General features: G+C 65.8%; 26 protein-coding genes and 1 riboswitch. Of the genes, 21 read left to right on the top strand and 5 right to left on the bottom strand.

Features of this window, described 5'->3' with window-relative positions:
• The first annotated feature begins 31 nt into the window (after nucleotides 1–31).
• Nucleotides 32–1,045 (top strand): adenosine deaminase, encoded by a 1,014-nt coding sequence (locus CXR03_RS10965; RefSeq protein ID WP_104103792.1) that lies wholly within the window; start codon nucleotides 32–34, stop codon nucleotides 1,043–1,045.
• A 6-nt stretch (nucleotides 1,046–1,051) separates the two neighbouring features.
• On the opposite strand, the gene CXR03_RS10960 is transcribed toward CXR03_RS10965, so the two are convergent.
• Complete coding sequence (locus tag CXR03_RS10960; RefSeq protein ID WP_104103791.1) at nucleotides 1,052–2,356, bottom strand: APC family permease; 1,305 nt, start codon at nucleotides 2,354–2,356, stop codon at nucleotides 1,052–1,054.
• A 166-nt stretch (nucleotides 2,357–2,522) separates the two neighbouring features.
• On the opposite strand from CXR03_RS10960, the gene aspS reads away from it, so the two are divergent.
• The gene (gene aspS, locus CXR03_RS10955; RefSeq protein WP_104054034.1) at nucleotides 2,523–4,319 is read left to right on the top strand and encodes an aspartate--tRNA ligase; all 1,797 of its coding nucleotides are present in this window, start codon (nucleotides 2,523–2,525) and stop codon (nucleotides 4,317–4,319) included.
• A gap of 110 nt (nucleotides 4,320–4,429) precedes the next feature.
• Here aspS and CXR03_RS10950 read toward each other — a convergent pair whose 3' ends face one another.
• The gene (locus CXR03_RS10950; protein WP_104103790.1) at nucleotides 4,430–5,050 is read right to left on the bottom strand and encodes a hypothetical protein; all 621 of its coding nucleotides are present in this window, start codon (nucleotides 5,048–5,050) and stop codon (nucleotides 4,430–4,432) included.
• A gap of 220 nt (nucleotides 5,051–5,270) precedes the next feature.
• On the bottom strand, nucleotides 5,271–5,777 hold the full coding sequence (locus tag CXR03_RS10945; protein WP_104103789.1) for a flavin reductase family protein: 507 nt from the start codon (nucleotides 5,775–5,777) through the stop codon (nucleotides 5,271–5,273).
• A 54-nt stretch (nucleotides 5,778–5,831) separates the two neighbouring features.
• A riboswitch (SAM riboswitch) is annotated at nucleotides 5,832–5,949 on the bottom strand.
• 104 nt (nucleotides 5,950–6,053) lie between these two features.
• Here CXR03_RS10945 and CXR03_RS10940 point away from each other — a divergent pair.
• A complete protein-coding gene (locus CXR03_RS10940; protein ID WP_104103788.1) occupies nucleotides 6,054–6,890 on the top strand; it encodes a PhzF family phenazine biosynthesis protein in 837 nt (278 codons plus the stop codon).
• A 10-nt stretch (nucleotides 6,891–6,900) separates the two neighbouring features.
• Entirely contained in the window at nucleotides 6,901–8,004 is a 1,104-nt protein-coding gene (locus CXR03_RS10935; protein ID WP_104103787.1) for a nitronate monooxygenase, read from the top strand.
• Between the two features lie 46 nt (nucleotides 8,005–8,050).
• Here the strand turns inward: CXR03_RS10935 and CXR03_RS10930 are convergent, their stop codons facing one another.
• Complete coding sequence (locus CXR03_RS10930) at nucleotides 8,051–8,686, bottom strand: acVLRF1 family peptidyl-tRNA hydrolase (protein WP_104104109.1); 636 nt, start codon at nucleotides 8,684–8,686, stop codon at nucleotides 8,051–8,053.
• A gap of 96 nt (nucleotides 8,687–8,782) precedes the next feature.
• On the opposite strand from CXR03_RS10930, the gene CXR03_RS10925 reads away from it, so the two are divergent.
• The 13 genes from CXR03_RS10925 (at nucleotide 8,783) to nusB (ending at nucleotide 21,388) form a co-directional block, all read left to right on the top strand.
• The gene (locus CXR03_RS10925) at nucleotides 8,783–10,192 is read left to right on the top strand and encodes a replication-associated recombination protein A (protein ID WP_258073596.1); all 1,410 of its coding nucleotides are present in this window, start codon (nucleotides 8,783–8,785) and stop codon (nucleotides 10,190–10,192) included.
• A 266-nt stretch (nucleotides 10,193–10,458) separates the two neighbouring features.
• Nucleotides 10,459–11,085, top strand: coding sequence for a 30S ribosomal protein S4 (gene rpsD, locus CXR03_RS10920; RefSeq protein ID WP_104054795.1), 627 nt, complete (start codon nucleotides 10,459–10,461; stop codon nucleotides 11,083–11,085).
• 191 nt (nucleotides 11,086–11,276) lie between these two features.
• Complete coding sequence (locus CXR03_RS10915; protein WP_104054040.1) at nucleotides 11,277–11,651, top strand: DUF948 domain-containing protein; 375 nt, start codon at nucleotides 11,277–11,279, stop codon at nucleotides 11,649–11,651.
• A 30-nt stretch (nucleotides 11,652–11,681) separates the two neighbouring features.
• Nucleotides 11,682–11,933, top strand: coding sequence for a hypothetical protein (locus CXR03_RS10910; RefSeq protein WP_104054796.1), 252 nt, complete (start codon nucleotides 11,682–11,684; stop codon nucleotides 11,931–11,933).
• An 86-nt stretch (nucleotides 11,934–12,019) separates the two neighbouring features.
• Entirely contained in the window at nucleotides 12,020–14,713 is a 2,694-nt protein-coding gene (gene alaS, locus CXR03_RS10905; protein ID WP_104103786.1) for an alanine--tRNA ligase, read from the top strand.
• Between the two features lie 2 nt (nucleotides 14,714–14,715).
• Nucleotides 14,716–15,297, top strand: a complete 582-nt coding sequence (ruvX, locus tag CXR03_RS10900; RefSeq protein WP_104054042.1) for a Holliday junction resolvase RuvX — start codon at nucleotides 14,716–14,718, stop codon at nucleotides 15,295–15,297.
• Between the two features lie 26 nt (nucleotides 15,298–15,323).
• Complete coding sequence (gene mltG / locus CXR03_RS10895; RefSeq protein ID WP_258060334.1) at nucleotides 15,324–16,523, top strand: endolytic transglycosylase MltG; 1,200 nt, start codon at nucleotides 15,324–15,326, stop codon at nucleotides 16,521–16,523.
• The gene (locus tag CXR03_RS10890) at nucleotides 16,524–17,414 is read left to right on the top strand and encodes a shikimate dehydrogenase (RefSeq protein WP_104054044.1); all 891 of its coding nucleotides are present in this window, start codon (nucleotides 16,524–16,526) and stop codon (nucleotides 17,412–17,414) included.
• A 32-nt stretch (nucleotides 17,415–17,446) separates the two neighbouring features.
• Nucleotides 17,447–18,661 (top strand): chorismate synthase, encoded by a 1,215-nt coding sequence (aroC, locus tag CXR03_RS10885; RefSeq protein WP_104103785.1) that lies wholly within the window; start codon nucleotides 17,447–17,449, stop codon nucleotides 18,659–18,661.
• Nucleotides 18,645–19,223 (top strand): shikimate kinase, encoded by a 579-nt coding sequence (locus tag CXR03_RS10880; RefSeq protein WP_258073595.1) that lies wholly within the window; start codon nucleotides 18,645–18,647, stop codon nucleotides 19,221–19,223. Before aroC ends, CXR03_RS10880 begins: the two co-directional genes overlap by 17 nt.
• A gap of 4 nt (nucleotides 19,224–19,227) precedes the next feature.
• Nucleotides 19,228–20,349, top strand: coding sequence for a 3-dehydroquinate synthase (gene aroB / locus CXR03_RS10875; RefSeq protein WP_104103784.1), 1,122 nt, complete (start codon nucleotides 19,228–19,230; stop codon nucleotides 20,347–20,349).
• Nucleotides 20,350–20,417: 68 nt separating this feature from the next.
• Nucleotides 20,418–20,981, top strand: a complete 564-nt coding sequence (gene efp, locus CXR03_RS10870; protein WP_104054047.1) for an elongation factor P — start codon at nucleotides 20,418–20,420, stop codon at nucleotides 20,979–20,981.
• Nucleotides 20,978–21,388, top strand: a complete 411-nt coding sequence (nusB, locus tag CXR03_RS10865; protein WP_104054048.1) for a transcription antitermination factor NusB — start codon at nucleotides 20,978–20,980, stop codon at nucleotides 21,386–21,388. Before efp ends, nusB begins: the two co-directional genes overlap by 4 nt.
• A 109-nt stretch (nucleotides 21,389–21,497) precedes the next feature.
• Here the strand turns inward: nusB and CXR03_RS10860 are convergent, their stop codons facing one another.
• Nucleotides 21,498–22,754: a PrsW family intramembrane metalloprotease gene (locus tag CXR03_RS10860; RefSeq protein ID WP_104103783.1), complete on the bottom strand. Its 1,257-nt coding sequence runs from the start codon at nucleotides 22,752–22,754 to the stop codon at nucleotides 21,498–21,500.
• A 234-nt stretch (nucleotides 22,755–22,988) separates the two neighbouring features.
• On the opposite strand from CXR03_RS10860, the gene pyrR reads away from it, so the two are divergent.
• From pyrR to CXR03_RS10840, 4 genes are read left to right on the top strand one after another with little or no spacing between them, the layout of a single operon-like run.
• Nucleotides 22,989–23,570 carry a bifunctional pyr operon transcriptional regulator/uracil phosphoribosyltransferase PyrR gene (gene pyrR, locus CXR03_RS10855; protein ID WP_104103782.1) on the top strand — a complete coding sequence of 194 codons (582 nt, stop codon included), beginning with the start codon at nucleotides 22,989–22,991 and terminating at the stop codon, nucleotides 23,568–23,570.
• Nucleotides 23,567–24,565, top strand: a complete 999-nt coding sequence (locus tag CXR03_RS10850) for an aspartate carbamoyltransferase catalytic subunit (RefSeq protein WP_104103781.1) — start codon at nucleotides 23,567–23,569, stop codon at nucleotides 24,563–24,565. The genes pyrR and CXR03_RS10850 overlap by 4 nt, the downstream gene beginning before the upstream one ends.
• Nucleotides 24,562–25,929, top strand: coding sequence for a dihydroorotase (locus CXR03_RS10845; RefSeq protein WP_104103780.1), 1,368 nt, complete (start codon nucleotides 24,562–24,564; stop codon nucleotides 25,927–25,929). The genes CXR03_RS10850 and CXR03_RS10845 overlap by 4 nt, the downstream gene beginning before the upstream one ends.
• A complete protein-coding gene (locus tag CXR03_RS10840) occupies nucleotides 25,917–26,435 on the top strand; it encodes a hypothetical protein (protein ID WP_104103779.1) in 519 nt (172 codons plus the stop codon). Before CXR03_RS10845 ends, CXR03_RS10840 begins: the two co-directional genes overlap by 13 nt.
• Nucleotides 26,436–26,451: the final 16 nt, after the last annotated feature.

Genomic DNA, 26,451 nt, shown 5'->3' with positions numbered 1-26,451 from the left:
GCGGGATGCCGGTATCGCCTAGGCTTAAAGCATGTCCATTGCACCAACCGAAGCCCTGCTGCCCTGTGCCGAACTGCACCTGCACATTGAAGGAACCCTGGAACCGGAGCTGATTTTTGAATTGGCTGCCCGGAACGGAATTTCACTTCCCTACGCCGATCTTCAGGAGCTGCGCAGCCGGTATGAGTTCACCGACCTGCAGACCTTCCTGGACCTTTACTACGCCAACATGGAGGTGCTGCGGACCGAAGCGGACTTCGCCGACATGACCCGCGCCTACCTGCGGCGGGCCGCCGCGGCGGGGGTACGGCACGTGGAAATGATGGTTGACCCCCAGGCGCATCTGCTCCGCGGGGTTCCGTTGACGGACTGCATCAACGGAGTGGCGTCAGTCCTGGCCACCAGTCTGGAGGAGTTCGGCATTTCCACCGAACTGATTGCCGCGTTCCTGCGGGACCGGCCGGCCGCCGAAGCGGAAGAGGTCCTGGCGCAGCTGATCGCTTCCAACGCTCCGATCGTGGGCATCGGCCTGGACTCCGCGGAAACCGGCAATCCGCCGGAAGGCTTCGTGGACCTGTACCGGACGGCCCGGGACGCCGGCCTCAAATGCGTGGCCCACGCCGGCGAAGAAGGTCCGTCGCACTACATTGAACAGGCACTGGACTTGCTGCTGGTGGACCGGATCGACCACGGGCTGCGCTGCCTGGACGATCCCGGCTTGGTGGACCGTCTGGTGCGGGACAGGATTCCGCTGACAATCTGCCCGCTGTCCAACGTCCGCCTGCGTTCCGTGGATACCCTCGCCGATCATCCGCTGCCGCAGATGCTGGCGGCAGGCCTGAACGTGTCAGTGAACTCCGACGATCCGGCGTACTTCGGCGGCTACGTGGATGACAATTTCGCTCTGCTGCGGGACACCTTCAACCTGACCGCGGACCAGCTTGCGGAGCTGGCCGTCAATTCCGTGGAGGCATCGTTTGCGCCCCCGGCCCGGCGCGCAGAGCTGCTGGAGATGATTCGCTCTTGGCGTGCGGCGCAGGACTAGCGCCGGTCAGGACGGGGGAGGCGATATTCCGTTCGTCGGGGGCGCAGCCCCGGATCGGCGGAAGGTCAGCCGCACCACCAGTCCAAACACCAGCACGATCAACATCAGCACAATTGCCAGCGGCGGCAGACTCAGCGCTGTGACGAGGGCGCCGGCCAGCCCCGCAAGGTTCACGGCCCGCGGCGTGTACCAGCGCCGGTACTCCAGCGAATAACCGCACAGATTGGTGATGGCCGCGTGGAGCAGCAGGGCAAAGCAGGCCAGGCCAAGCAACGTGCCCAGACTGATGGTCAATACCAGGACGACGACGGCGGCACCCGCGGCTGCAACCGCCGGCCACGGAACGGAACGCTTCCGGCCGGCGTGTGCAAATACCCGGGGTAGGTCTCCGTCGCCGGCCATCGCGGCAGCGGTGCGGGCGCTTCCTTCCACGAGGACCCAGACCCCGCACAGGCTCGCGGCGCCGGCCGCAATCGCCACGGCACCGGTGCCGATGCCCAGCCCCACCGCAGCCACCGGCTCGCGCAGCGGAGTTACTGATGCCGCCAGGCCTGCCGGGCCCTGAAACCACGTGATGAGGGACAGGGCCACCAGCAGGTACAGGACAAGGGCCACGATGATGGATGCCGGAATGGCCCGGGGCAGGTTGCGTTCCGGTTCGCGGACCCGAAAGCCTCCGGCAGCGAGGCGGGCGTATCCGGCAAACGCAAAAAAGGCGAACGCCGCACCCCGGAGCAACCCGGTGGTCGACTCCGTCTCCTCCAGCACGCCCGGCTGCGGCGGCGGTCCGCCGGCCTCGTTGAAGGCGACCACCACGCCGAAACCCAGCACGCCGATCACGAAAGCCAGCACAAAACGGATGACCCAGGTGCTGCGCTGCAGTCCGAACAAATTGAGGGCAGTCGCCGCCAGCGCCGCTCCCGCGGCTGCGGGGCGGGCCTGATCCGGAACCACATACAAGCCGAAGGTCAGGGCCAGCACGGCGGCCGAAGTCACCAGTGCGCACACCATGGTCCATCCGGTAAAGAATCCCATATATGGCCCCAGCAGGACCCTCGCCGCTGAACGCGCGGTTCCGCCGGCATTGCGGTGACCGCTGATGCGCAGTCCGGCACTGAGCAGGAAGGTTGATGCTGCGGTGCAGTAGGCCACGAGGGCGGCGAGGGCGAGGGAGGCCGCCAGGGCAAATCCGGCAGCGTTCGCGACCGGGGGCAGGACCACAAAAATCCCGCCGCCCACCATGCAGCCGATGCCCACGGTGGTGGCATCAAATCCGCCCAGCGGGAGTTTCGCTCCGGAGCTTCCGGACACGTGCCCCTCCGTTCAGTCGGGCCCGGGCGGTGCTGCACCCGCACCGGGCTGCGCAGCGGTGCCCTTGGCAGGGAAAGGATGTGAACACCGGTAAACTCATGAAGAGACCTTGTATTCACAATGAGCGGGAACAGTGGTTTCCGCAAGCAATCTTGAAAGGACTGCTGTGCTGCGCACTCATGCCCTTGGTTCCCTGAGGGCCGAGCATATTGGACAGACCGTCACCCTCGCTGGCTGGGTGGCCCGACGCCGGGACCACGGCGGCGTTGCCTTCCTTGACCTCCGTGATGCCTCCGGAGTGGCCCAGGTGGTGGTCCGCGAAGAGGACGTCTTCCACGGACTGCGCAACGAATACGTTCTTCAGATCACCGGCACCGTGCAGAAGCGTCCGGAAGGCAATGAAAACCCCTCACTGGCCACCGGTGAAGTGGAAATCATCGCTGATGATGTGGTGGTCCTGAACACGTCCGACCCGCTGCCGTTCCAGATTGACGAGCACGTGGAGGTTGGTGAGGAAGCCCGCCTGAAGCACCGCTACCTGGACCTGCGCCGTCCCACCCCCGCACGGAACATGCGCCTGCGTTCCGAAGCCAACCGTGTGGCCCGCAACCTCTTGCATGACGAGGGCTACGTGGAAATTGAGACCCCCACGCTGACGCGTTCCACCCCCGAGGGTGCCCGTGACTTCGTGGTTCCCGCACGTCTGGCTCCGGGTTCCTGGTACGCCCTGCCGCAGTCTCCCCAGCTGTTCAAGCAGCTGCTGCAGGTTGGCGGATTCGAAAAGTACTACCAGATTGCCCGCTGCTACCGCGACGAAGACTTCCGTGCGGATCGTCAGCCGGAGTTCACCCAGCTGGATATCGAAGCAAGCTTTGTCGAGGAAGATGACATCATCGCCCTGGGCGAGGCTGTGGTGAAGGCACTGTGGAAGCTGATCGACGTCGACATCACCACGCCGATCCCGCGCATGACCTACGCGGACGCGATGGCCCGCTACGGCTCCGATAAGCCGGACCTGCGTTTCGGCCTGGAACTGACCGAACTCACCGAGTTCTTCAAGGACACCACCTTCCGCGTGTTCCAGGCTCCCTACGTGGGCGCCGTCGTCATGCCCGGCGGAGCCTCGCAGGCACGCCGCACACTCGATGCCTGGCAGGAATGGGCCAAGCAGCGCGGCGCCAAGGGCCTGGCCTACGTGCTGGTGCAGGAAGACGGCACCCTGACCGGTCCCGTTGCCAAGAACCTCACCGACTTTGAGCGCGAAAACCTGGCGGAGAAGGTAGGCGCCAAGCCCGGTGACTGCATCTTCTTCGGCGCAGGTGAAAAGACCGAGGCACGCGCACTCCTCGGCGCAGCGCGAGTCGAGATCGGCCACCGCACCGGCCTGATCAACCCGAATGACTGGGCTTTTGTCTGGGTGGTTGACGCCCCCATGTTCGAGCCGGCTTCCGCTGCCGTTGCCGCGGGCGACGTGGCCGTGGGCGGCGGTGCCTGGACTGCGGTCCACCACGCCTTTACCTCACCGAAGCCCGAGTTCATGGACACCTTCGACACGGATCCCGCATCGGCTCTGGCCTACGCCTATGACATTGTCTGCAACGGCAACGAAATTGGCGGCGGCTCCATCCGTATCCACCAGCGCGATGTGCAGGAGCGCGTCTTCAAGGTCATGGGCCTGTCGCAGGAAGACGCCCAGGAGAAGTTCGGGTTCCTGCTTGAAGGATTCAAGTACGGCGCACCGCCCCACGGCGGCATCGCCTTCGGCTGGGACCGTGTGGTCGCGCTGCTTTCGGGCAGCGAATCCATCCGCGACGTCATTGCCTTCCCGAAGTCCGGCGGCGGCTATGACCCGCTGACCCAGGCTCCGGCTCCGATCACTGCCCAGCAGCGCAAGGAAGCCGGCGTGGACTTCAAGCCGGAAAAGAAGGCTGAAGCCAAGAAGGACGACGCCAAGAAGGACTAGGTCTTTCGCAGGATTCCAGAATGATGAAGGTGCCCGGCCGCTGATGCGGCCGGGCACCTTCATCTTTCGACGCGCCGGTAAATTTGGGTGAATTATTCCGGCAGCCTGTTTTAGCCCGGTGCGGGCGCCATAGTGGGGACCGGCAAATTGTAGACAACAAGCCAGTAATCTCCGTCCGGCCCGTCCACTGTGATGGACGCCGGGGTTTGATCGGGTGTGACGATGTGTTCAAAAGACGTTAGGACCGGCCAATTGCAATTGTTGCTGCTGGAAGCGGTCACTGGGTTTGAATCAGCGTCCCGAACCTCGATGCTGTAGTCCCCGGGCTGGTTACAGGTGAGGTACACGCTGAAGCTGGTCCCCGGTTCCATTGCGGGCAGATCGAAGGTGCTCCTCCCGGTGCCGGGTTCCTCGAGCATGAGGCTCGCGTTGAGAGGGCGCCCCTGGGGATTTTGCTGGAAGTAGCTCTCGAGGCTGATGGGATTGTCCGCCCGGAACAGTGCCAGCATGGCGGGGTCGCTGGGGGCAGGAGGCTCCGTGCTTCCCGGGGGCAGTTCCACGCCGATGCTGCTCCGGCTGGACGAACCGGCTTTGGGGGAGGCCGTGGCGGTCTCCCCGGCTGTGGCTGACGATGTGGCCGGTTTAGAGGAAGCGGCCTCGGGCTCCTCCTGGGCGCTGCATCCTGTCAGCACCAGACCCAGCGCCGCTGCGGGAAGCAGGGCCTTATGCATAAACGGCAAATCCGACGCTCTGCCGGGCCTTGCCTTATTCCGTGATGTTCCATTGGCATTTCTGTTTCTGGTCATCTCCGCTACTTCCTTCCGAAGTAATCCGAAGAACGATAGTGGAGCCGGCTTCGAATGTAAAGGATTGGTAACGGACGGCCGCTGTCATAAACGCGTGGAAACAATTCCCGGCTCCGTATTTCCGGTGCCGACACATTTCTGCCGGTCAGGCGAATTCGGGAACGCCCAGACGGCGAAACGCTGAACCGTGGAATATCAGGGGCTCATGGGCATCGTCGTGTGAGGCATGGCCGTGCACCCGTAGCAGAACCACCTGATGGTCCCCGGCCGGAACCTCATTCTCCACAGAGCACTCAAGCCAGAGGGCGGCCCGGTCCAGGAACAATGATCCGGAGTCATCCGTGTGCAGATCCAGTCCGGCGAAGCGGTTTCCGGCCCTGGACGCAATCTGTTTGCAGACGCCCTCGTGATCGGAACCCAAAATCGACACGCCAATCCGGGCCGAGCCCCGCAGCACCGGCCATGTGCGGGACGTGTTCTGCACGGCAAACATCACCAGCGGCGGATCCATGGAAACGCCCACCGTGAAGGAAGAAGCAACCAGGCCCTGCGGCTCGCCGTCGATGACCGCGCACAGGGCGGCAACGCCGGACGGAAAACGGGAGAACGCCCGGCGCAATGCAGCGGGCTGAAGGTCGGTCAAAAGTGCCATGCTCAAAAGATCCTCTGCCTCAAGCGCCCGGTAACCCGATACGTCGGTAGCGAAGCGCGGTACTTGCCGGGCCGGTTGGAAACCGGGCGGCCGAATCGTCACCTGGAGCACCCCGCTACGGCGAGAGGGTTGCCGTCCAGCCGGCCAGGGCCCGTGGCTGGAACTCTTGATTCTTGCTCCAACGTAGGCCGGGCAGCACCGGGACACAAACCCCCGCCACAGTTCGTAAACTCCGCTTCATAAAAGTCATGGGGATGAAGGGATACAGTGTGAAGAATGAGACAGCGGTGGTTTAAACAGGTGGACGTTTTCGGCAGCGAACCGTATTTGGGCAACCCGCTGGCGGTGGTGCTCGAAGCGGAAGGGCTGACGGATGCTGAGATGGCCTCCTTCGCCCGGTGGACCAACCTTTCCGAGACCACCTTCGTCCTGCCGCCCACTGTGGACGGGGCCGACTACCGGGTCCGGATCTTCACCCCCGGCGGGGAGATTCCCTTCGCCGGACACCCTACGCTGGGCACGTGCCACGCCTGGCTGGAGACCGGGGCCAAGCGCCGGTACCCCGACGTCGTCGTACAGGAATGCGGCATAGGACTCGTGACGCTGCACGCCAATGCCGGGATCGCGGCGTTTGCCGCTCCGCCCCTGCTGCGCTCCGGTGAGCTGGAGGACGATGTCCTGGACCAGGCCCGGCAGGCGCTGGGCCTGGAACCGGAGCAGATCCTCGCCTCCAACTGGATCGACAACGGACCCGGCTGGCTGGGACTGCTGCTCCGGGACGCCGCAACCGTCTTGGCGCTGAACCCGAATCCCGTGATCATGGGCAACCTGCGCGTGGGCGTCATTGGCGCGCAGCCGGCGGACGCGGAAACAGACTTTGAAGTGCGCGCCTTCGTACCGGGTCTCGGTATTGCAGAGGATCCGGTCACCGGCAGCCTCAACGCCGGACTCGCCCAGTGGCTGATCGGAGCCTCACTGGCACCGGAACGCTACGTCGTCACCCAGGGCACTGCCGTCCAGCGCTCCGGCCGGGTCCGGGTCTTCACCCGGGACCGCAAAATCTGGGTGGGCGGATCCACGGTCACCTGCATTGACGGCACCGTCACACTGTAAATCGGGCACCATGTTCACCCTAAACTCGCTTGCCCTTCCGGTTATCGGTGCACCCATGGCCGGGGGGCCTTCCACCCCGGAGCTGGCTGCTGCAGTGGGGGAGGCCGGCGGGCTCGGCTTCCTGGCCGCCGGTTACAAGAGCACAGGCACCGTGGCGGACCAGATTACCCAGCTGCGCAGGCTGAGCGGCCGGCCCTTTGGCCTGAACCTCTTCGTTCCGGATGCTGCCAACACCTACCCGGTTGCCGCGCAGGATCAGGCTGCAGGGAAGGCGGCAGCCCGGGCTCGAAAAATCGAAGCGGCCCTGATCTTCCGTGAGCACCTGGTCACAGCAGCAGGACAGGGGCCAGCCGGAACCACGGTCCCCGAACCCGGGATGCCGAACCCCAACGACGACGACGCCTGGCAAGCCAAGCTGGAGCTGGTCCTCCGGGAGCGGGTCCCGGTAGTGTCCTTCACCTTCGGATTGCCGGAACCGGCGGTCTTTGCCGAACTTGCCGCGCAGGGAATCTGCAGCGTGGTGACGGTCACCGATGCCGGCGAGGCGCGCGCGGCGGCAGCTGCCGGAGCGAACGTCCTGTGCGTGCAGGGCCCGGAAGCCGGCGGACACCGGGGAACCCTTGACAGCGGGAAGGTGCCGGGGAAGGTCTCATTAACTGGCCTGCTGGACCAGGTTCGAGAAGCCTGCCCGCTCCCGTTGGTAGCCGCGGGAGGGATTTCCACCCCGGAGGACGCGTCCGCAGCTCTGGCCGCCGGGGCAGGTGCCGTCCAAGTGGGAACACTGCTGCTGCTCAGCGACGAAGCCGGGACCAGCAAGGTACACCGCGGCGGGTTGATGGATGCCGTGCAGGGGCGCAGGGATCCTGACACTTCGCTGACCCGGGCTTTCTCCGGCCGTCCGGCGAGGGGGCTGGTCAATGACTTCATGCGTGCCTATCCGGATGCCCCGGACGCTTACCCGTACATCAACCACATCACCGGCCCGCTCCGGGCCGACGCCGCGGCGGCAGGCAATCCGGAAGGAGTCAGCCTGTGGGCCGGCACAGGGTTCCGGCATGCCGCTGAAGGTCCGGCGCCGGTGATCCTCCGTCGCCTGTTCGGGCTGGCCGACTGAGGCCGGGCCCGTCGCGGGACAGCACGGGGTTTGGTATCAGAACGGGTCAGGGCACCGTAATTCGGATGAAAACGGAGCAGGCATCCTTAGCAGCCTGAGCCAGCACCGCCAGTTTGGGGTCCTGAACATCGAGCGGACGCAGCCGGGTCAGGTTGCTCCACCGCGCGAAGATCTTCTGCCGCGCCAGCACCTCGGTCAGCTGACGGTCTCCGCCGAACACCAGATACTCCGGCGGATGTTCGGTGAAAATGCGGGCGGCCTGCTCGGCTGCGGTCTCCACCAGCGCGTCGGCCTGGTTGGCCCGACGCCGCGCAAAACGCTGCTGCGATCCGCCGCCCGCGGCAGTGCGCGACTGCACATAGCGGTTGCCGGTTTTGGACGCGAGCAGCTGGCCCTCCCGGGCAACACCCGCGGCGTATCCGCCGCGGCGCAGCAGCACAATCCCGAGCGTCCGCGACTGGCCGGCCAAGGAGACCAGGCGTTCGACGTCGTCGCCCCCTCGCCCCGGACGTCCGTCGTCAGGCCACGGCGCCAACAGGTCGGCTTCGGTGCCGTTGGCGGCGGACACATGAAGGCCTCCGTGTTCGGGGGTGATGTCCAGCGCGCCGGCTCCGGCGGCCAGACGGTCCAGCCAGCCCGGCAGCCGCTGCGCGGAAACGAAGGTGTTGCGTGTGGCAGGCATATCCGGATTCTCCTGGTGAAACTGCCCACGGAAGGCGGACAGCAGCCGGCATCCGCCGGGCAAACTCCTACGCTACGGCACGAGTAGCCTAGTGAGGTGAGTGATTTGTTCAGCAGCGACAGCGACACCTCCGACACGGACGGCGACAGCGCGGGATTCGGTGCCGGCACGGACGACGGCGCCCCCAAGCGTCCGCGCAGCCCGTTGGCGGTGCGGATGCGGCCGCGCACCCTTGATGAAGTAGTGGGCCAGCAGCATCTGCTCGGGCCGGGATCTCCGCTGCGCACTTTGGCTGAGTCCGCCGATGACCGCGGTCCGGCCGGCCCGTCTTCGGTCATGCTGTGGGGTCCTCCCGGAACCGGGAAAACCACCCTGGCCCATGTGGTGGCACGCGGCTCCGGCCGAAAGTTCGTCGAGCTCTCCGCCATCACCGCAGGCGTGAAAGACGTCCGGCGCGTCATGGAAGAGGCCCTCACCAACCGGGACCTGCACCGCATCACCACCGTATTGTTCCTGGACGAGATTCACCGGTTCAACAAGGCCCAGCAGGACGCGCTGCTGCCCGGGGTGGAAAACCGCTGGGTGGTCCTCGTGGCGGCCACCACGGAGAACCCGTCCTTCTCAGTCGTGTCGCCCCTGCTGTCCCGGTCCCTGCTCCTAACCCTGAAACCGCTCACCGAAGAGGACATTGCTGCACTGCTGCAGCGGGCCGTGACGGATGAGCGGGGCCTGGCCGGCCGGGTCCGCCTCAGCGACGAAGCCCTGGAGCATCTGGTGCGTCTGGCTGCCGGGGACGCCCGCCGCGGCCTGACCGCGCTGGAAGCTGCCGCCGGCGTCGCCTACTCCGAACGCACCGAGGGTGAGGACGTCCCCGAGGTCACCCTGAGCGACGCAGAGAAAGCACTGGATGTGGCGGCCCTGCGCTATGACCGCGCAGGAGACCAGCACTATGACGTCACCAGTGCCTTCATTAAATCCCTGCGCGGCTCCGATGTGGACGCCGCCCTGCACTACCTGGCCAAGATGCTGGAAGCGGGGGAGGACCCGCGCTTTATTTCACGCCGGCTGATGATTTCCGCGGCCGAAGACGTGGGCATGGCGGATCCCACCGCGCTGCAGACCGCCGTCGCCGCCGCCCAGGCAGTGCAGATGATCGGCATGCCGGAGGGCCGGATCATCCTGGCCGAAGCCGTGGTGCACATTGCCACCGCGCCCAAATCCAATGCCGCGTACAACGGGATCAACGCCGCCATAGCCGACGTGCGCGCCGGCCGGGGGCAGGGCATCCCGGCGCATCTGCGGGACGCGCACTACCCGGGCGCAAAGCAGCTCGGGCACGGCAAGGGCTACATTTACTCCCATGACGAACCGCACGGCGTAGCCCGGCAGCAGTACCCGCCGGATGACCTGGTGGGCCGGAACTACTACGAGCCGACGGCCAACGGAGTTGAACGCGACATTGCGGCCCGGCTTCAGCGGCTGCGGGGCATCGTTCGCGGAACGTAAAAACGGCGGCTTCGGCTGGCCGGGCCGGGGAACGGTGCGTCCGCGTCTCCGTGCTAGCATTGATGGTTGACTGGCAAGTGCGACGCCGAATCCCCTTTCCGCTTTTACCGGCGGAAAGTTGTGCCCGGCGCCGTGTCTGTAGCAGAAGGCAGCGGTTGGCCCGAGCTCTCCCTAATGGAGGCCAGTACTTACGTATCAGTCATCTCGGTATCCCGGTGCAAACCAGGGCTGCGGTGGCCAAACCGCCAAAACAGTGAAAGGTGAACGTGGCTAACAACACACGTGCACGCCGTCAGGCCCGCGCTTCGCGCGCCCTCGGCATTGCTTTGACCCCCAAGGCAGCCAAGTACTTCGAGCGTCGTCCTTACCCCCCGGGTGAGCACGGCCGCGCACGCCGCAAGCAGGACAGCGACTACGCTGTACGTCTGCGCGAAAAGCAGCGTCTGCGCGCCCAGTACGGCATCCGCGAAGCACAGATGACCCGTGTCTTCGAGGAAGCCCGCCGCACCGCCGGTCTGACCGGTGAAAACCTGATCGAGCTGCTCGAGATGCGTCTTGACGCCCTCGTGCTGCGCGCCGGCTTTGCCCGCACGATCGCCCAGGCCCGCCAGCTTGTTGTGCACCGCCACATCATGGTTGACGGCGCCCGCGTGGACCGCCCGTCGTTCCGCGTTTCCGAAGGCCAGCTCATCCATGTGCACCAGCGCAGCGAGACCATGACGCCGTTCCAGGTTGCCGCTGCCGGCGCCCACCGCGACGTCCTGCCCGCCGTTCCGGGTTACCTGGATGTTTCCCTGGACAAGCTGCAGGCACGCCTCGTGCGTCGCCCGAAGCGCTCGGAAGTTCCCGTGACCTGCGAAGAGCAGCTCGTCGTGGAATACTACGCACGCTAATTTCGAGTCTTCTCGAATTTTCTGGACAGCCCGCGGCCCCGTGCCGCGGGCTGTTCGGTTAACCGGCCCCTTTCGGCGGCTGTTCCCCCTCAGGAATCAGTAAGTCCCGCCGGGGACAAGTAAGTGCTGCGGCCTTGAAGTGGGTAAGGTACATAGCGGAAGTTTTTAGTTTTCAATCCAAGAGGAGAACCATGTCGGGTGGAGATATTGCCGGTCTGATTGCGGCCGGTGTGTTTGCGGTGCTGGTGGTGCTGCTGGCCGTCCCGATCTGGAAGCTCGGCAAGGTGTTTGATGAGCTGCGCGGTGCAATCCGCACCATCAGCGACGAAACCACGCCGCTGATCGAAGAAGTCACCACCACAGTGTCCACCACCAACCTGCAGCTGCAGAAGGTGGACGGCATTTCCTCCAACGTCTCGGATGCCACAGCCAACATCTCTGCGCTGTCCTCCCTAGTTGCTGCCACCGTGGGATCGCCGCTGATCAAGGTGTCAGCCTTCAGCTACGGCGTCCGTTCGGCCCTTTCCTCACGCGGCGCCAAGAGCCGCGGCCGCCGCAGCCGCTAACCAGCCACCAGCACAGGAGCAAAGAGAATGATCAAGCGAGTCTTTTGGATGTCCATCGGTGTCACCATCGGGGTCATCGCTGTCCGCCGCCTCTCGGACGCCAAGAACACCCTGGGTCCGGCCGGACTCAACCGGGCCGTCGGCACCGCTGCCGACGCCCTGCAGAACTTCGCCGATGCGTTCCGTGAAGGCATGACTGAACGCGAAGGTGACCTCCGCACCGCCCTGGGCATGGAAACCGGCGACACCGTTGCCGACACCATGGCCGCCGTGCGCCGCTGATCCACTACTGGCCAGCACCGTCTGGCACTGCCTGCGCGCAGCTCAAAGCTGCGCACGCCTGAATTACCGGAAGGGTAAAAAGCACCATGAAGTCCCACGAGATTGCACGCCGCTGGCTGGATTTTTTCAGCAAAAAGGGCCACACGGTGGTTCCCTCCGCGTCGCTCGTCACCAATGATCCGTCGCTGCTGTTCACCGTGGCCGGCATGGTGCCCTTCATTCCGTACCTGACTGCACGCGAAAAGCCCCCGTACAGCCGGGCCACCAGCGTGCAGAAGTGCATCCGCACCGCGGACATCGAAGAAGTGGGCAAGACCGCACGCCACGGCACCTTTTTCCAGATGGCCGGCAACTTCTCCTTCGGCGACTACTTCAAGGAAGACGCCATCACCTTCGCGTGGGAGCTGCTGACCTCCGACGTCGAGAAGGGCGGCTTCGGCCTGGACCCCGAGCGTCTCTGGGTCACCGTCTATGAGGACGGCGACGAGCGCGACGACGAAGCGCGCGCCATCTGGCGCGACAAGATCGGCATCCCGAACGAGCGCATCATCGGCACCGGCAAGGCCGACAACTACTGGAACACCGGACAGGCCGGCCCCGGCGGCCCCTGCTCCGAGATCTACTACGACCGCGGCCCGGCTTACGGCCTCGAGGGCGGCCCCGCCGTCGACGAAACCCGCTACATCGAGATCTGGAACCTGGTCTTCATGCAGTACCAGCTCTCCGCTGTGCGCTCCAAGACGGACTTTGACGTTGCCGGCGAACTGCCGCAGAAGAACATCGACACCGGTCTCGGACTCGAGCGCCTCGCCATGATCCTGCAAGGCGTGGAGAACATGTACGAGACCGACCAGGTCCGCCCCGTCCTGGACAAGGCAGCCGAGCTCTCCGGCAAGACCTACACCTCCGCCGAGGACCCCTCGGACCCGCACCACGCCGACGACGTCAAGCTGCGCGTCGTGGCGGACCACGTACGTTCCGCGCTGATGCTCATCTCCGACGGCGTCAGCCCCTCCAACGAAGGCCGCGGCTACGTGCTGCGCCGCCTGATCCGCCGTGCCGTGCGCAGCATGCGCCTGCTGGGAGTGGAAACCGCCGTCCTGCCCGAGCTGCTGCCCGTCTCCCGGGACGCCATGAAGGGCACCTACCCCGAGGTGGAAACGGATTTTGCGCGCATCAGCCGCATTGCCTACGCCGAGGAAAAGGCCTTCCTGCGCACCATCGCCTCCGGCACCGAGCGCCTGGAGGAAGCGGTCAAGATGTCGCAGGCGGCCAACAAGCCGCTGTCCGGCGAAGACGCCTTCACCCTGCACGACACCTACGGTTTCCCGATCGACCTGACGCTGGAAATGGCCGAGGAAGCCGGGCTGAAGGTGGACGAGGCCGGATTCCGTTCCCTCATGCAGGAACAGCGCCAGCGGGCCCAGGCGGACGCCCGCGGCAAGAAGCACGGCCACGACGACGTCTCGGTGTTCAATGAACTCCTCGCCGCCGGACAAACCGTTTTCACCGGCTATGACGAGCTGACCAGCGAATCCTCGGTCCGCGGCATCATCTCCGCAGGCTCCCGGGTACCGTACGCCGGCCAGGGCACTGAAATCTCCCTGGTCCTCAACGAGACCCCGTTCTACGCCGAAGCCGGCGGCCAGGCCGCCGATACGGGCCTCATCACCGGAGACGGCTTTGTCCTCGAGGTGCAGGACGTCCAGCGCCCGGTCAAGGGACTGAGCGTGCACAAGGCCATTGTCCGCGAAGGCGAAATTGCCGAAGGCGCCAACGTCCTCGCCGCCGTCGACGCCCAGCGCCGCCATGAAGCCGAGCAGGCGCACTCCGGCACGCACATTGTGCACGCCGCCCTGCACCAGATTCTCGGCCCGGAGGCGCTGCAGCGCGGTTCCTTCAACAAAGCCGGCTACCTGCGCTTCGACTTCTCCTGGGGTGAAGGACTCTCCGACGCCGCCAAGTCCGAAATCGAAGAAGTGTCCAACCTCGCGATCCGCAGCAACTATCAGGTTGAGACCAAGATCATGTCCCTGGCCGAGGCTAAGGCCCTGGGCGCCACCGCACTGTTCGGTGAAGCCTACGGCGACACCGTGCGCGTGGTGGAAATGAACGGCGACTGGTCCCGCGAACTCTGCGGCGGCACGCACGTGGCCTCCACCTCCCGCATCGGCAGCCTGACCCTCCTGGGCGAACAGTCCGTGGGATCCGGCAACCGCCGCGTGGAAGCCTTTGTGGGCATGGATGCCTTCCGCCACCTCGCCGCCGAGCGCGCCCTGGTGAACGAGCTCTCCGAAATGCTCAAGGTCCCCTCCGCCCAGCTGCCGGACCGGCTGGCCGCCACCCTGGCCAAGCTGAAGTCCACTGAGAAGGAACTGGAGCGTCTGCGCCGCGAGCAGCTGGCGGCTTCCGCCGCCGCACTGGTCTCCACTGCGGTCGACGTCGACGGCGTCCGCGTCCTGATCCACGACGCCGGCACCGGATCCGGTGCCGATGACCTTCGCACTCTGGCGCTGGATCTGCGGTCCCGGCTTGGCAGCGGTGCTGCTGTAGTTGCCGTAGCCGGAGTCTCCAACTCCCGCCCCGTGGTGATTGTTGCCACCAACGAGGAGGCCCGCGCGGCCGGAGTGAAGGCCGGCGCCCTGGTCAAGACAGCCGCCGGCATCCTCGGCGGCGGCGGGGGCGGCAAGGACGATGTAGCGCAGGGCGGCGGTTCCGACGCCTCCAAGCTGGGTGTTGCACTCACCGCCGTCAAGGCAGCCGTAGCCAACCGGGGCTAAAAATGGCACCGCAGGATTATCCCCGGGGAGTCAAGCTCGGGGTGGATGTCGGCCAGGTCCGGGTGGGCCTGGCCGTCAGCGACCCGGACGGAACGCTGGCTATGCCGGTGAAGACGCTAAAACGGGATGCAAAGAAGAACAGCGACATCCGGGTTGTTGTCCGCGAGGCGGCCGACCGCGGCGCAGTACAGGTGTTTGTGGGCCTTCCGCGAAGCATGAGGGGCACCGACACCGCTTCTACCGTGATGGCACGGGATTACGCTCAGGCGCTGCTCACGGAGCTGGAGCGCAGCGGACTGGCCGTTCCCGTGTCCCTGGTGGATGAGCGGCTCACCACGGTGTCCGCCCACCGCTCTCTGCATGAGGCTGGCTTGAACAGCAAGGAACACCGTAGAGTGGTTGATCAAGCAGCCGCTGTAGCAATTCTGCAGCACGCCATTGACATGCAGCGTTCCCTTGAACGCGATGTGGGGGAGCCGGTCACAATCTGCCGGCAGGAGCGCCATCTTGGCGCGCTGCCGGCCCCGACACAGGAGCCAACTATTTCCCAGGACAACTTGCGCGGAAACGGGTCTGCGCTGTGAGCCACAGGTATCCGGACTATCCAGCCATGGGCACGGAACCGGAGTATGAACCCACCGCACACCACGAGACGGGCTACGTGCCGGAATCGGAGGTCCCTGTGGCCGTCCTCTTCGCTGAAGAGTCCGAGACCCGCAGGAGCCGCCGTCCGTCGCGTGAAAAGCAGCGCCGCAGGCGCCGCCGCACCATTGTCATGCTGGTCGTCCTGGTGTTCTTTGCCGGTGTGGTCTTCGGCCTCACCATGTTCCTGCGGGATCTGCTGGGCATGAACGAGATCAAGGATTACGAAGGGGCCGGAACCGGCAGCGTTAGCTTTACCGTTGCCGAAGGTGACGGTCCAATGGTCATTGGAAACAAGCTGGAGGCCGCAGACATCGTTGCCACCTCCAAGGAGTTTGTCGGTACCTTCCAGACGGAGTCTGACGGCCGGGAAATCCAGCCCGGTTCCTATGAGATGAAGCAGCAGATGTCCTCTTCCGCAGCACTTGAAGCCCTCCTGGGCGAGCAGGGTGCAGCAGTGCACTACGCCGCAGTGGCCCGTGACCTGCGTCAGGGTGAAGTCTTCGAAATCCTCAGCACTTCGACCGGCATCCCCCTGGCCGAATTCGAAGCGCTGGCGAAAAACCCGCAGGCTTTCGGCCTCCCCGCCGCGGCCGTGAGCCTGGAAGGCTACCTGCACCCGGGCGAATACCGCTTCCCGCTGGACCAGGATGCAACTTCGATTGTCACCGAAATGGTGAACAGCACGTTCACCACACTGGAGGACGCCGGCATCACCGATCCGGACGAGCAGTACCGGATCCTGACCAAGGCCAGCATCATCCAGGCCGAAGCCGGGGAAGCGGACTACGCCAAGGTTGCCGGTGCCATTCAGAACCGGCTGCGGGAAGACAACGTGGAAACCTCCGGGCTGATCCAGTCCGATGCGACGGTGACCTACGGTTTGAACCGCAAGAGCTACGACCTCACGCCCGAGGAAAAGGCTGACAAGTCCAACCCGTACAACACGTACGCCAACCCGGGGCTGCCCGTAGGTCCGATCGGTTCCCCGAGCACGGAGGCCGTCGAGGCGGCCGCCAACCCCGCCGACGTGCCGTTCTACTACTGGGTCACTGTCAACCTGGACACCGGCCAGACAGAGTTCTCCTCCACGCTGGCCGAGCACGCCAAGTACGTAGCCCAGTACCAGGAATGGTGCGCCACGCAGAAGCCGGGCAGGTGCGGGTAGTTGACGCACACCGCCCGGCGGGCCGCCGTCCTCGGGCATCCGGTCGGTCATTCAAAATCGCCGCTCCTGCACCGCGCAGCCTACGAATACCTGGGCTTCAGCTGTACGTATGACGCCGTGGATGTTCCCGAAGAACACGCCGCCGCTTTCGCGGCAGCGCTTCGGGAGGACAATCCGGCGGACCCGCAGTGGGCCGGGCTGTCCGTAACAATGCCGCTGAAGGCGGCACTGCTGCCCGCCATGGATCGGCTGACTCCCATGGCCTCGGCCCTGGGGGTGCTGAATACCGTCACCTTCGAGTACACGGATGACGGTGTTCAGCTGACCGGGCACAACACCGACGTCGCCGGAATCGTGCGTGCCCTGCAGCACGCCGGTTCCCGGCCCCGGCCCCGGATCGCCGTCCTGGGTGCCGGCGGCACCGCCTGCGCGGCGGTAGCCGCCGCCGGGCAGCTCGACGCCGCCGAGGTAAAGGTCTATGCGCGGAGTTTCCGAAAGTCGGCAGACGGTACGGCCGGCGTCCAGGCGGCCGGCAGCCGCACCGGTACGCCCGTTGCCCTCCACCCCTGGGAAGAGGCGGCAGCTGCCTGCGCAGCCGCCGACGTCGTCATCTCCACGCTGCCCCCGCGGGCTGCTGATTCGCTGGCGGACGCGGTTGCCGCACAAACGGGGGACCGGACCGGATCCGTGCTCCTGGATGTGGCCTATGATCCCTGGCCCAGCCGCATCGCGCAGGCCTGGGATGAGGCCGGCGGACGGATTGTTCCGGGTCAGGAGATGCTGCTGTACCAGGCGGTGGAACAGGTTCGGCTTTTCACCGGGGATCAGTTCCGCGACGAAGCCGCCGTCATAAACGTGATGTGTGACGCAGTGGGAGCACCGCGGCGCTGAACGCACGCACCGGACATGGCAGTATTGAAGGCATGTTGCGATGGTTGACCGCCGGTGAGTCCCATGGACCTGCGCTGGTAGGAATAGTTGAGGGCGTCCCCGCGGGCGTCGAAGTCGATAGCTCCATGATCCAGGAGGCGCTGGCGCGCCGGCGGCTCGGTTACGGCCGCGGTGCCCGGATGAAGTTTGAACAGGACCAGGTGCGCCTTCTCGGCGGAGTACGCCATGGCCTCACCCAGGGCGGACCCGTGGCCATTGAAGTGGGCAACACTGAATGGCCCAAATGGCAGCAGGTCATGTCCCCGGATCCGGTGGACCCCGCATTGCTGGCCGAGCAGGCCCGCAACGCCCCGCTGACCCGCCCGCGCCCCGGCCACGCAGACTTCACCGGCATGCAGAAGTACGGTTTCGATGAAGCCCGTCCCGTGCTGGAGCGGGCCAGCGCCCGGGAAACGGCCGCGCGTGTGGCGCTGGGCGCCGTCGCTTCCTCCTTCCTGAAGTCCCTGGGCATTGAACTGGTCTCCCATACCGTGAGCATTGCCGGTGTTGCCAGCCCTGAGGGCTCTGCGCTGCCCGAACCCGCTGACGTTGCCGCGCTGGATGCCGATCCGCTGCGCTGCTTCGACGCGGAAACCTCGGCGGCCATGGTTGCCGAAGTCGATGCCGCCCACAAGGACGGCGAAACCCTCGGCGGCGTGGTGGAAGTTCTGGCTTACGGACTGCCGCCGGGCCTGGGCAGCTACGTGCACTGGGACCGGCGCCTGGACGCCCGCATTGCCGGAGCCCTGATGGGCATCCAGGCCATCAAGGGCGTCGAGATCGGCGACGGCTTCCTCACGGCTGCGCGCCGGGGGTCAGCTGCCCATGACGAAATCCTGCAGGACGAAGACGGGCGGGTCGTCCGCTCCGGTAACCGCGCCGGCGGCATCGAAGGCGGTATGAGCATTGGCGAGGTCCTGCGCGTCCGCGCGGCCATGAAGCCGATTGCCACCGTGCCGCACGCCCTGCAGACCGTTGACGTCAGCACCGGCGAACCGGCACGTGCCCACCACCAGCGCTCCGATGTGTGTGCCGTTCCGGCAGCAGGTGTGGTGGCCGAGGCCATGGTGGCGCTCGTGCTCGCAGAAGCCGTGACGGAAAAGTTCGGCGGGGACTCGGTGGCCGAAACGGCCCGGAACCTGCGGACCTACCTCGAGAACATTCCGAGCGCCCTGGAATCGGCTGGCACCAGTGTCCGGCAGTCCTGACCGCTCTGCCCTTTCCAACTCTGCCGGTTCGAGTACCGCAGGCCGGCTGAAGCCTGCGGCGCACATTGTCCTGATCGGGTTCATGGCGGCAGGGAAGTCGGTGGTGGGGCGTGAGCTGGCTGCCCGGCACCGGCTGAAATTCACGGATACGGACCAGCTGGTGGCGGACTCGCACGGTCCGATTCCTGAAATCTTTGCGGCGCGCGGAGAGTGCGGATTCCGCGAACTTGAAGCCCGCAGCGTCGCCGCAGCGCTGGCGGACAAGACTCCCGGCGTCATTTCGCTGGGCGGAGGTGCGGTGCTGGACACCGGCACCCAGCAGCTGCTGCGCCGCGCCACCGTAGTGTTTTTGGACACGGACCTGGAAACAGTCCTGCCCCGCATTATCCGTTCCGGAAACCGCCCGATGCTCGCCGGAGATCCCGTGCGCCGCTGGGAGGAACTGGCGAAAACCCGCCGTCCGGTCTACGAATCCCTGGCCGACTTCACCATCGACACCCGGGGACTTGCCGTCCCGGCCGTTATCGACCGGCTGACAACCATCCTCAATGAAGGAGCTTAATCACATGGCCTCCGATCCCACCGTTATCCCGGTGACCGGCGAAAGCCCCGCAAGCAATTACGACGTCGTCATCGGCAACGGTCTGCTGGACCGCCTCCCGGCCATGCTGGGGGAGCGGGTCCGCCGGGTACTGGTCATCCACCCGCGGGCCCTGCGGGCCACCGGAGACACGGTGCGGGACGAGCTTGCCGCCACCGGCCTGACTGCCGTGACCGCCGAGATCCCCGACGCCGAAGAGGGCAAGCACATCCAGGTGGCTTCGTTCTGCTGGCAGGTACTGGGCCAGAATGACTTCACCCGTTCCGACGCGATTGTGGCGGTGGGCGGCGGCGCTGTCACCGATCTGGCCGGCTTTGTGGCGGCCACCTGGCTGCGCGGCATCAAGGTGGTGCACATTCCCACGTCCCTGCTGGGCATGGTGGACGCGGCGGTGGGCGGCAAAACCGCCATCAACACTGCCGAGGGCAAGAACCTCGTGGGATCCTTCCACCCGCCCGCAGGGGTGCTCGCTGACCTGGATGCGCTGGCCACGCTGCCCAAAAACGAGCTCCTCAGCGGCATGGCTGAGGTCATCAAATGCGGTTTTATCGCAGACCCCGCCATCCTGGACCTCGTGGAGGGAAACCCGGACGCCGTGGGCGACGGCGCCTCCGACGTGGTGCGCGAACTCGTGGAACGTTCTGTTGCGGTCAAGGCCGAAATTGTCTCGGCCGACCTGCGCGAAGCCGGACGCCGTGAGTTCCTGAACTACGGCCACACCCTGGGCCACTCCATCGAACTGGCCGAACGCTACCAGTGGCGCCACGGCGCCGCAGTCTCCGTGGGGCTGGTCTTCGCCGCCGAATTGGGCCGGACTGTCGGCAGGCTAGACGACGCCACCGCGGACCGGCACAAAACGATTCTCGAGTCCCTGGGACTGCCTGTCACGTACCGGAAGGACCGCTGGTCGGCTCTGCTGGACGGCATGCGGCGGGACAAGAAGTCCCGCGGTGACCTGCTGCGGTTCGTGGTCCTGGACGGGCTGGCCAAGCCCTCCATGCTGGAAGTTCCGGACACCTCGCTGCTGTTTGCCGCGTACCAGGAGATCGCTTCCGAGCCGCAGGGCGGGATCCGCCTCAGCCTGTAGGTCCCCGGAGCGGGTAGAATGGTCGACGGACTTAAAACGAAACTTGGCGAATCAACGAAAGAGAAACTGTGGCGACGACCAACGACATCAAGAACGGCACCGTGCTGAAGCTTGAAGGCAACCTTTGGAGCATCATCGAGTTCCAGCACGTGAAGCCGGGCAAGGGTGGTGCGTTTGTCCGTACCAAGATGCGTAACGTGCGTTCAGGCAAGGTAGTGGACAAGACCTTCAACGCCGGCATCAAGATCGAAACGGCCACCGTTGACCGCCGGGATTACCAGTACCTGTACCAGGACGGCGAAGACTACGTCTTCATGGACACCTCGGATTACGATCAGCTGACCGTGCCGGGCACCATCGTGGGCGACAACGCCAACTTCATGCTCGAATCCATGATGGTGACCATCGCCATCCACGAGGGTTCCCCGCTGTACATCGAGCTGCCCCCGTCCGTGGTCCTGGAAATCACGTACACGGAACCGGGCCTGCAGGGTGACCGCTCCACCGGCGGCACCAAGCCCGCCACCGTGGAAACCGGTTACGAGATCCAGGTTCCGCTGTTCCTGGAACAGGGCACCAAGGTAAAAGTAGACACCCGCACCGGCGATTATTTGGGACGCGTTAACGAGTGAGTGCACGCACTAAGGCCCGCACCCGGGCACTGGAAGTTCTGTTTGAAGCTGAACAGCGTTCAGCATCGGCCTTTGACATGATCAAGGCCCGCAGGGAACAGACCGATCAGACGATCAACCCCTACACCATGGATTTGGTGGAGGGTGTGGTCTCCATGCAGGAGACCATCGACGAGTTCCTGAGCACCTATTCTCAGGGCTGGCCGCTGGAACGGATGCCGTCCGTGGACCGCATCATCCTGCGCATCGGCGCCTGGGAACTGCTGTACAACGACGACGTACCGGACAAGGTGGCCATCAGCGAAGCCGTTGAGCTTGCCAAGACCCTGTCCACGGACGAGTCACCGTCCTTCGTCAACGGACTGCTGAGCCGGCTTCACCAGCTGAAGCCTTCGCTGCTGGCCTAAACCGCCGGCAGGAGACAGCACCCGCAGGGCGCTGTGACAGCAACAGCCCGCCGCGGCCTCCCCTTGGGGTGAGCCGCGGCGGGCTTTTTGCTGCCGTCAGCGGTGCCTGTTAGACCAGCCCCCGGGCCGTACCGGCGGAACGGGCCAGCATCATGGACCGGGTGCGGGTGATGTCCTGCAGCAGGGTCCGCTCGGTTGCCTGGTTGGCGGCCACATCGCGTCCGGCAGCAATCTGCTGGCGGGTCAGGGCCAGGCGTGTGGCCTCGGCAATGAAAGTCTTCATGATGCGGCGGGCTCCAAACCTGCCCGCCCAAGCCATCGCCTGGTGCCTGCCGGCGCGGGTGGAGAGCATCAGCACCTCCTGGGGCGTGAACCAGCCAGCGGCTGCGTACTCGCCCAGCCGCTGCCGGGTGAGCCGCTGCTCGGCACGGCGCAGCAGGAGGACTCCCGTGACGGCCAGCGCAAACAGCGGCACCTGCAGCAGGAAGTAGAAGGCGAAGAAGTCTCCCGAGACCAGTGCCGTTCCGCCGTTCCAGAACATGTGGCCCACGATGGCGGCCAAAAGGCCCAGGAAAAAGGCGCCCGTGATCCGGGCGGTGCCGCCGCGCCGGACGGCGAACCCCAGGGCCAGTCCGATGGCGGAGGTGAACAACACGTGCGCAAAGGGGGAGAACAGCCCCCGAAGCACAAAGACAAACCCCAGCTGAGCCCCGAACCCGCCGCTGGTAATCAGCGCCGACCCGAAGTACAGAATGTTTTCGGTGAAGGCAAAACCCGCTGCCACCGTTCCTGCGTACACCACGCCGTCCACCGGCCCGTCAAAATGGCTGCGCCGCACAAACACCAGGATCAGCACGCCCAGTCCCTTGGCGATTTCCTCCACGACCGGAGCTTCGAGGACAGGGCCGATGAACTCCGGCGCGAACCCGGGCAGGAGCGCGTAGAACAGCCGGGCTACGTAGGGGCCCGCAAGCAGGGCGATGCCCACTGACACTCCGGCGCCCCAGAGGAATGCAAACAGCAGCGCCGAGCGCGGTTCCGGTTCCCACCGATCCACCCAGCGCAGTCCCAGCAGACAGATTCCCAGGGGTATCAGGGCCAGGATGCCGCAGAGCGCAAAGGCGGCAGTGCCCAGCTGCCACCACAGGAACCAGGCAACCGCCAGGAGTGCCACCGACGCGCCCACGGTCAGCAGGACGGCGACGGCGGTTCCCTTGCCGGTCTTCGGCGGCGCGGACCACAGCGGCTGCACGGGCACCGGGCCGGCACCCGGCGGTTTCACCCTGGCCGGCTGCAGGGAACCAGCCTGCGGGGACACCGGAACCCGGTCCAGGGCGGGGAAGTCCTCGGGGCCGCGGCTGGTCATAAAGTTGCGCCTGTCATATGCCAACCATAAAAGGAAAAGTTCCCGCAGTGGCGACAATCGGCGTGGCTAGGGGGTTGCCGGAGCCTGTCACGGAGCACAGGCGCCCTACCGGGTCCTGCGGCGGCCGTAACAGACGGTGTCACACTGAGTGCCAGCCCCGTCCACCGTGATAGCTTGATCAGGCATTCACCCTTTAAATTCCGTCCTGTGAGGCGGGGAAGGAGGAGGCAGAATATGGACTTGTCCAACCCGCCGGGCGCATCCGCACCCGCACGCACCGTTCTGGCTTCAGCTGATATTGACCGCGCGCTTACCCGGATTGCACATGAAATCCTGGAAGCCAACAAAGGCGCCGCAGACCTCGTCTTAATGGGGATCCCGCGCCGGGGCTACCCGCTCGCCCGCCGGCTCGCCGCTCGAATCGCCGCCGCGGATCCGTCAGTGGATCCCGCCGCCATCGTAGGGCAGCTTGACGTCACCATGTTCCGTGACGATCTGGCCCGCCAACCCACCCGCACCCCGCACGCCACCGAAGTTCCGCTCTCCGGAATCGATGACAAAGTGGTGGTCCTCGTTGATGACGTCCTCTATTCCGGCCGCACCATCCGCGCCGCGCTGGACGCCCTCACGGATCTCGGCAGGCCCCGCATTGTCCGGCTCGCCGTCCTTGTGGACCGAGGCCACCGCGAACTGCCTATCCGCGCGGACCACGTGGGTAAGAACCTGCCCACTGCCTCCACGGAGAAGGTCCGCGTGCACCTGCACGAAACCGATTCCCCGGCCGTGGACGAAGTGGTTATCGAGGGCGCCCTGTGAAGCACCTGCTCTCTACCCGGGACCTCAGCCGCACCGACGCCCTGGCCATCCTGGACACCGCTGAACAAATGGCGGCTGTCTCCCAGCGCGAGGTCAAGAAACTGCCCGTGCTGCGCGGACGCACGGTGGTGAATCTGTTCTTCGAAGATTCCACCCGCACCCGCATCTCCTTTGAAGCCGCGGCAAAGCGCCTTTCCGCCGATGTCATCAACTTCTCCGCGAAGGGATCTTCCGTCTCCAAGGGTGAATCCCTGAAAGACACTGCACAGACCCTCGCCGCCATCGGTGCCGACGCCGTGGTGATCCGCCACGGTTCCTCCGGCGCGCCAGCCCGCCTGGCCGGCTCCGGTTGGATTGACGCCGCCGTGCTGAACGCCGGCGACGGCACGCATGAGCACCCCACCCAGGCCCTGCTGGACGCGTTCACCATGCGCCGGCACTGGGCGCGGCTGCACGGGACGGCGTCCACCGGCACCGACCTCACCGGGATGCACGTGGTCATTGTGGGCGATGTGCTGCACTCCCGGGTTGCCCGCTCCGATCTGTGGCTGCTGCGCACCCTGGGCGCCTCGGTGACGCTGGTGGCTCCGCCCACGCTGCTGCCGTTCGGCGTCGAATCCTGGCCGTGCGAGATCAGCTATGACCTGGACGCGGCCCTGGAAACCGGGCCCGACGCAGTCATGATGCTGCGTGTCCAGGGCGAACGCATGCACTCCGCGTTCTTCCCCTCCGTCCGCGAATACTCACGGCGCTGGGGTTTCGACGACGTCCGGCTCGGCCGCCTGGACACCCTCGGCCTGACGGACACCATCCTCCTGCACCCGGGCCCGATGAACCGCGGACTGGAGATCTCCTCCCGTGCAGCCGATTCGCCGCGGGCCACCATCCTGGAACAGGTCAGCAACGGCGTGTCCGTGCGCATGGCCGCCCTCTACCTTCTGCTGGCCGGGGAGAACACCCCCGCCGCTCCCGCCACCTTGGAGAACGCACAGTGACATCTGTCCCCGCCCCCGCAGCGCCCCCCGAACCGAAAACATACCTGATCCGCAACGCTTCCCTGCTCGGCAAGGAAACCGCCGATCTTCTGATCTCCAACGGCCTGATCTCCGCCGTCGGACCCGCTCTCGAAGCGCCGGAAGGCGCCGTCGTCATTGAGGCCGAAGGCCTGATTGCACTGCCCGGCATGGTTGACCTGCACACTCACCTGCGTGAGCCCGGCCGCGAAGACGCCGAAACCGTCGAAACCGGCACCCGGGCCGCCGCTCTTGGCGGATTTACCGCCGTCCACGCGATGGCCAACTCCAATCCGGTGGCGGACACCGCCGGCGTGGTGGAGCAGGTCTGGAGCCTGGGCCGCCGGTCCGGCTGGGTGGATGTGCGTCCGGTGGGCGCCGTGACCGTGGGCCTGGAGGGGGAACGGCTGGCCGAGCTTGGCGCCATGGCCGACTCCCGCGCCCGGGTCCGCGTCTTTTCCGATGACGGCAAGTGCGTCTCGGATCCGGTGCTGATGCGCCGCGCGCTGGAATACGTGAAAGCGTTCGACGGCGTGATCGCCCAGCACGCGCAGGAGCCCCGCCTGACCGAGGGCGCGCAGATGAACGAGGGCGAGGTCAGCGCCGTCCTGGGGCTCGCCGGCTGGCCCGCCGTGGCGGAGGAATCCATCATTGCCCGCGACGTGCTGCTGGCCCGTCACACCGGCTCCCGGCTGCACGTCTGCCACGTCTCCACCGCCGGTTCCGTGGAGATCATCCGCTGGGCCAAGGAGCGCGGTATCAAGGTCACCGCCGAAGCAACCCCGCACCACCTGCTGCTCACCGACGACCTGGTCAGCAGCTATGACCCGGTGTACAAAGTCAACCCGCCGCTGCGCACTGCGGCCGACGTCGAGGCACTGCGCCGCGGCCTGGCCGACGGCACCATCGACATTGTGGGCACCGACCACGCCCCGCACCCCTCCGAACACAAGGAATGCGAGTGGGCGCAGGCCGCCATGGGCATGACGGGGCTGGAAACCGCGCTGTCCGTGGTCCAGCACGCCATGATTGAGACGGGACTGATGGACTGGGAAGGCTTCGCCCGCGTGACTTCCCTCACTCCTGCCGCCATCGGCGGCGTACAAACCCAGGGCCGGCCGCTGGCAGCCGGGGAACCGGCCAACGTCATATTGGTGGACCCGTCTGCGCGACGCACCGTGGACCCTTCTAAGATGGCTTCAAAGGGACGCAACTCACCGTTTGCCGGGCTGGAACTGCCCGGCGTTGTGCAGGCAACCTTCTTCGCCGGCCACCCCACGGTCCTGAATGCCGACCTCAACACACCTCACCCCGTTTCCGCAGAGGAGTCCGCATGGATCGCGTGATATTTGCCCTGGGCACGCTTGCCCTGATCCTGGTGCTCCTGGGTCTTTTCGCCTGGAGCTGGCGCGGACGCCAGCAGCGCCAGCAAAACGTGCAGCGGCCGGTGCCGATGCCTGACGGCCTCGAAGTTCCCCGGTTCCAGGCACTGGGCCAGTACGTCTGCACCACCACGGCAGGGGACTGGCTGGACCGGATCGCCGTCTACGGCCTGGGCGTGAAGTCCAACGCCACCGCCGCCGTCTTCGATGAAGGCGTGCTGCTGGTGCGCAGCGGCGCTCCCGACGTCTGGATCCCGCGAGAGGACCTCGAAGGGGTCCGCCTGGAACGGGGCATGGCCGGAAAATTCGTGGAAAAGGAAGGCCTGGTCATCATCACCTGGAAGCTGGGTTCCGCCACCGTGGACACGGGCTTCCGCAACCGCACCCCCGAAGAGAAGACACCGCTGGTATCAGCGATCACCGAACTCCTGCCGGCTGAGCCGTCAGAAACAAGCGAGGAACAACTGTGACCGTCCCCACCACCTC

The organism is Arthrobacter sp. 08Y14, assembly GCF_002929455.1.
Taxonomy (GTDB): Bacteria; Actinomycetota; Actinomycetes; order Actinomycetales; family Micrococcaceae; genus Arthrobacter_B; species Arthrobacter_B sunyaminii.
Note: the sequence above shows the minus strand (reverse complement) of the source record. Positions and strands in the feature narration are given on the sequence as shown.

Bases quoted from the DNA above. Each gene is read 5' to 3' on its own strand.
- CXR03_RS10965 (WP_104103792.1), top strand. From the start codon at position 32: ATGTCCATTGCACCAACCGAAGCCCTGCTGCCCTGTGCCGAACTGCAC.
- CXR03_RS10950 (WP_104103790.1), bottom strand. From the start codon at position 5,050: ATGCATAAGGCCCTGCTTCCCGCAGCGGCGCTGGGTCTGGTGCTGACA.
- CXR03_RS10945 (WP_104103789.1), bottom strand. From the start codon at position 5,777: ATGGCACTTTTGACCGACCTTCAGCCCGCTGCATTGCGCCGGGCGTTC.
- CXR03_RS10940 (WP_104103788.1), top strand. From the start codon at position 6,054: ATGAGACAGCGGTGGTTTAAACAGGTGGACGTTTTCGGCAGCGAACCG.
- CXR03_RS10935 (WP_104103787.1), top strand. From the start codon at position 6,901: ATGTTCACCCTAAACTCGCTTGCCCTTCCGGTTATCGGTGCACCCATG.
- CXR03_RS10930 (WP_104104109.1), bottom strand. From the start codon at position 8,686: ATGCCTGCCACACGCAACACCTTCGTTTCCGCGCAGCGGCTGCCGGGC.
- CXR03_RS10915 (WP_104054040.1), top strand. From the start codon at position 11,277: ATGTCGGGTGGAGATATTGCCGGTCTGATTGCGGCCGGTGTGTTTGCG.
- alaS (WP_104103786.1), top strand. From the start codon at position 12,020: ATGAAGTCCCACGAGATTGCACGCCGCTGGCTGGATTTTTTCAGCAAA.
- ruvX (WP_104054042.1), top strand. From the start codon at position 14,716: ATGGCACCGCAGGATTATCCCCGGGGAGTCAAGCTCGGGGTGGATGTC.
- mltG (WP_258060334.1), top strand. From the start codon at position 15,324: ATGGGCACGGAACCGGAGTATGAACCCACCGCACACCACGAGACGGGC.
- aroC (WP_104103785.1), top strand. From the start codon at position 17,447: ATGTTGCGATGGTTGACCGCCGGTGAGTCCCATGGACCTGCGCTGGTA.
- aroB (WP_104103784.1), top strand. From the start codon at position 19,228: ATGGCCTCCGATCCCACCGTTATCCCGGTGACCGGCGAAAGCCCCGCA.
- CXR03_RS10860 (WP_104103783.1), bottom strand. From the start codon at position 22,754: ATGACCAGCCGCGGCCCCGAGGACTTCCCCGCCCTGGACCGGGTTCCG.
- pyrR (WP_104103782.1), top strand. From the start codon at position 22,989: ATGGACTTGTCCAACCCGCCGGGCGCATCCGCACCCGCACGCACCGTT.
- CXR03_RS10840 (WP_104103779.1), top strand. From the start codon at position 25,917: ATGGATCGCGTGATATTTGCCCTGGGCACGCTTGCCCTGATCCTGGTG.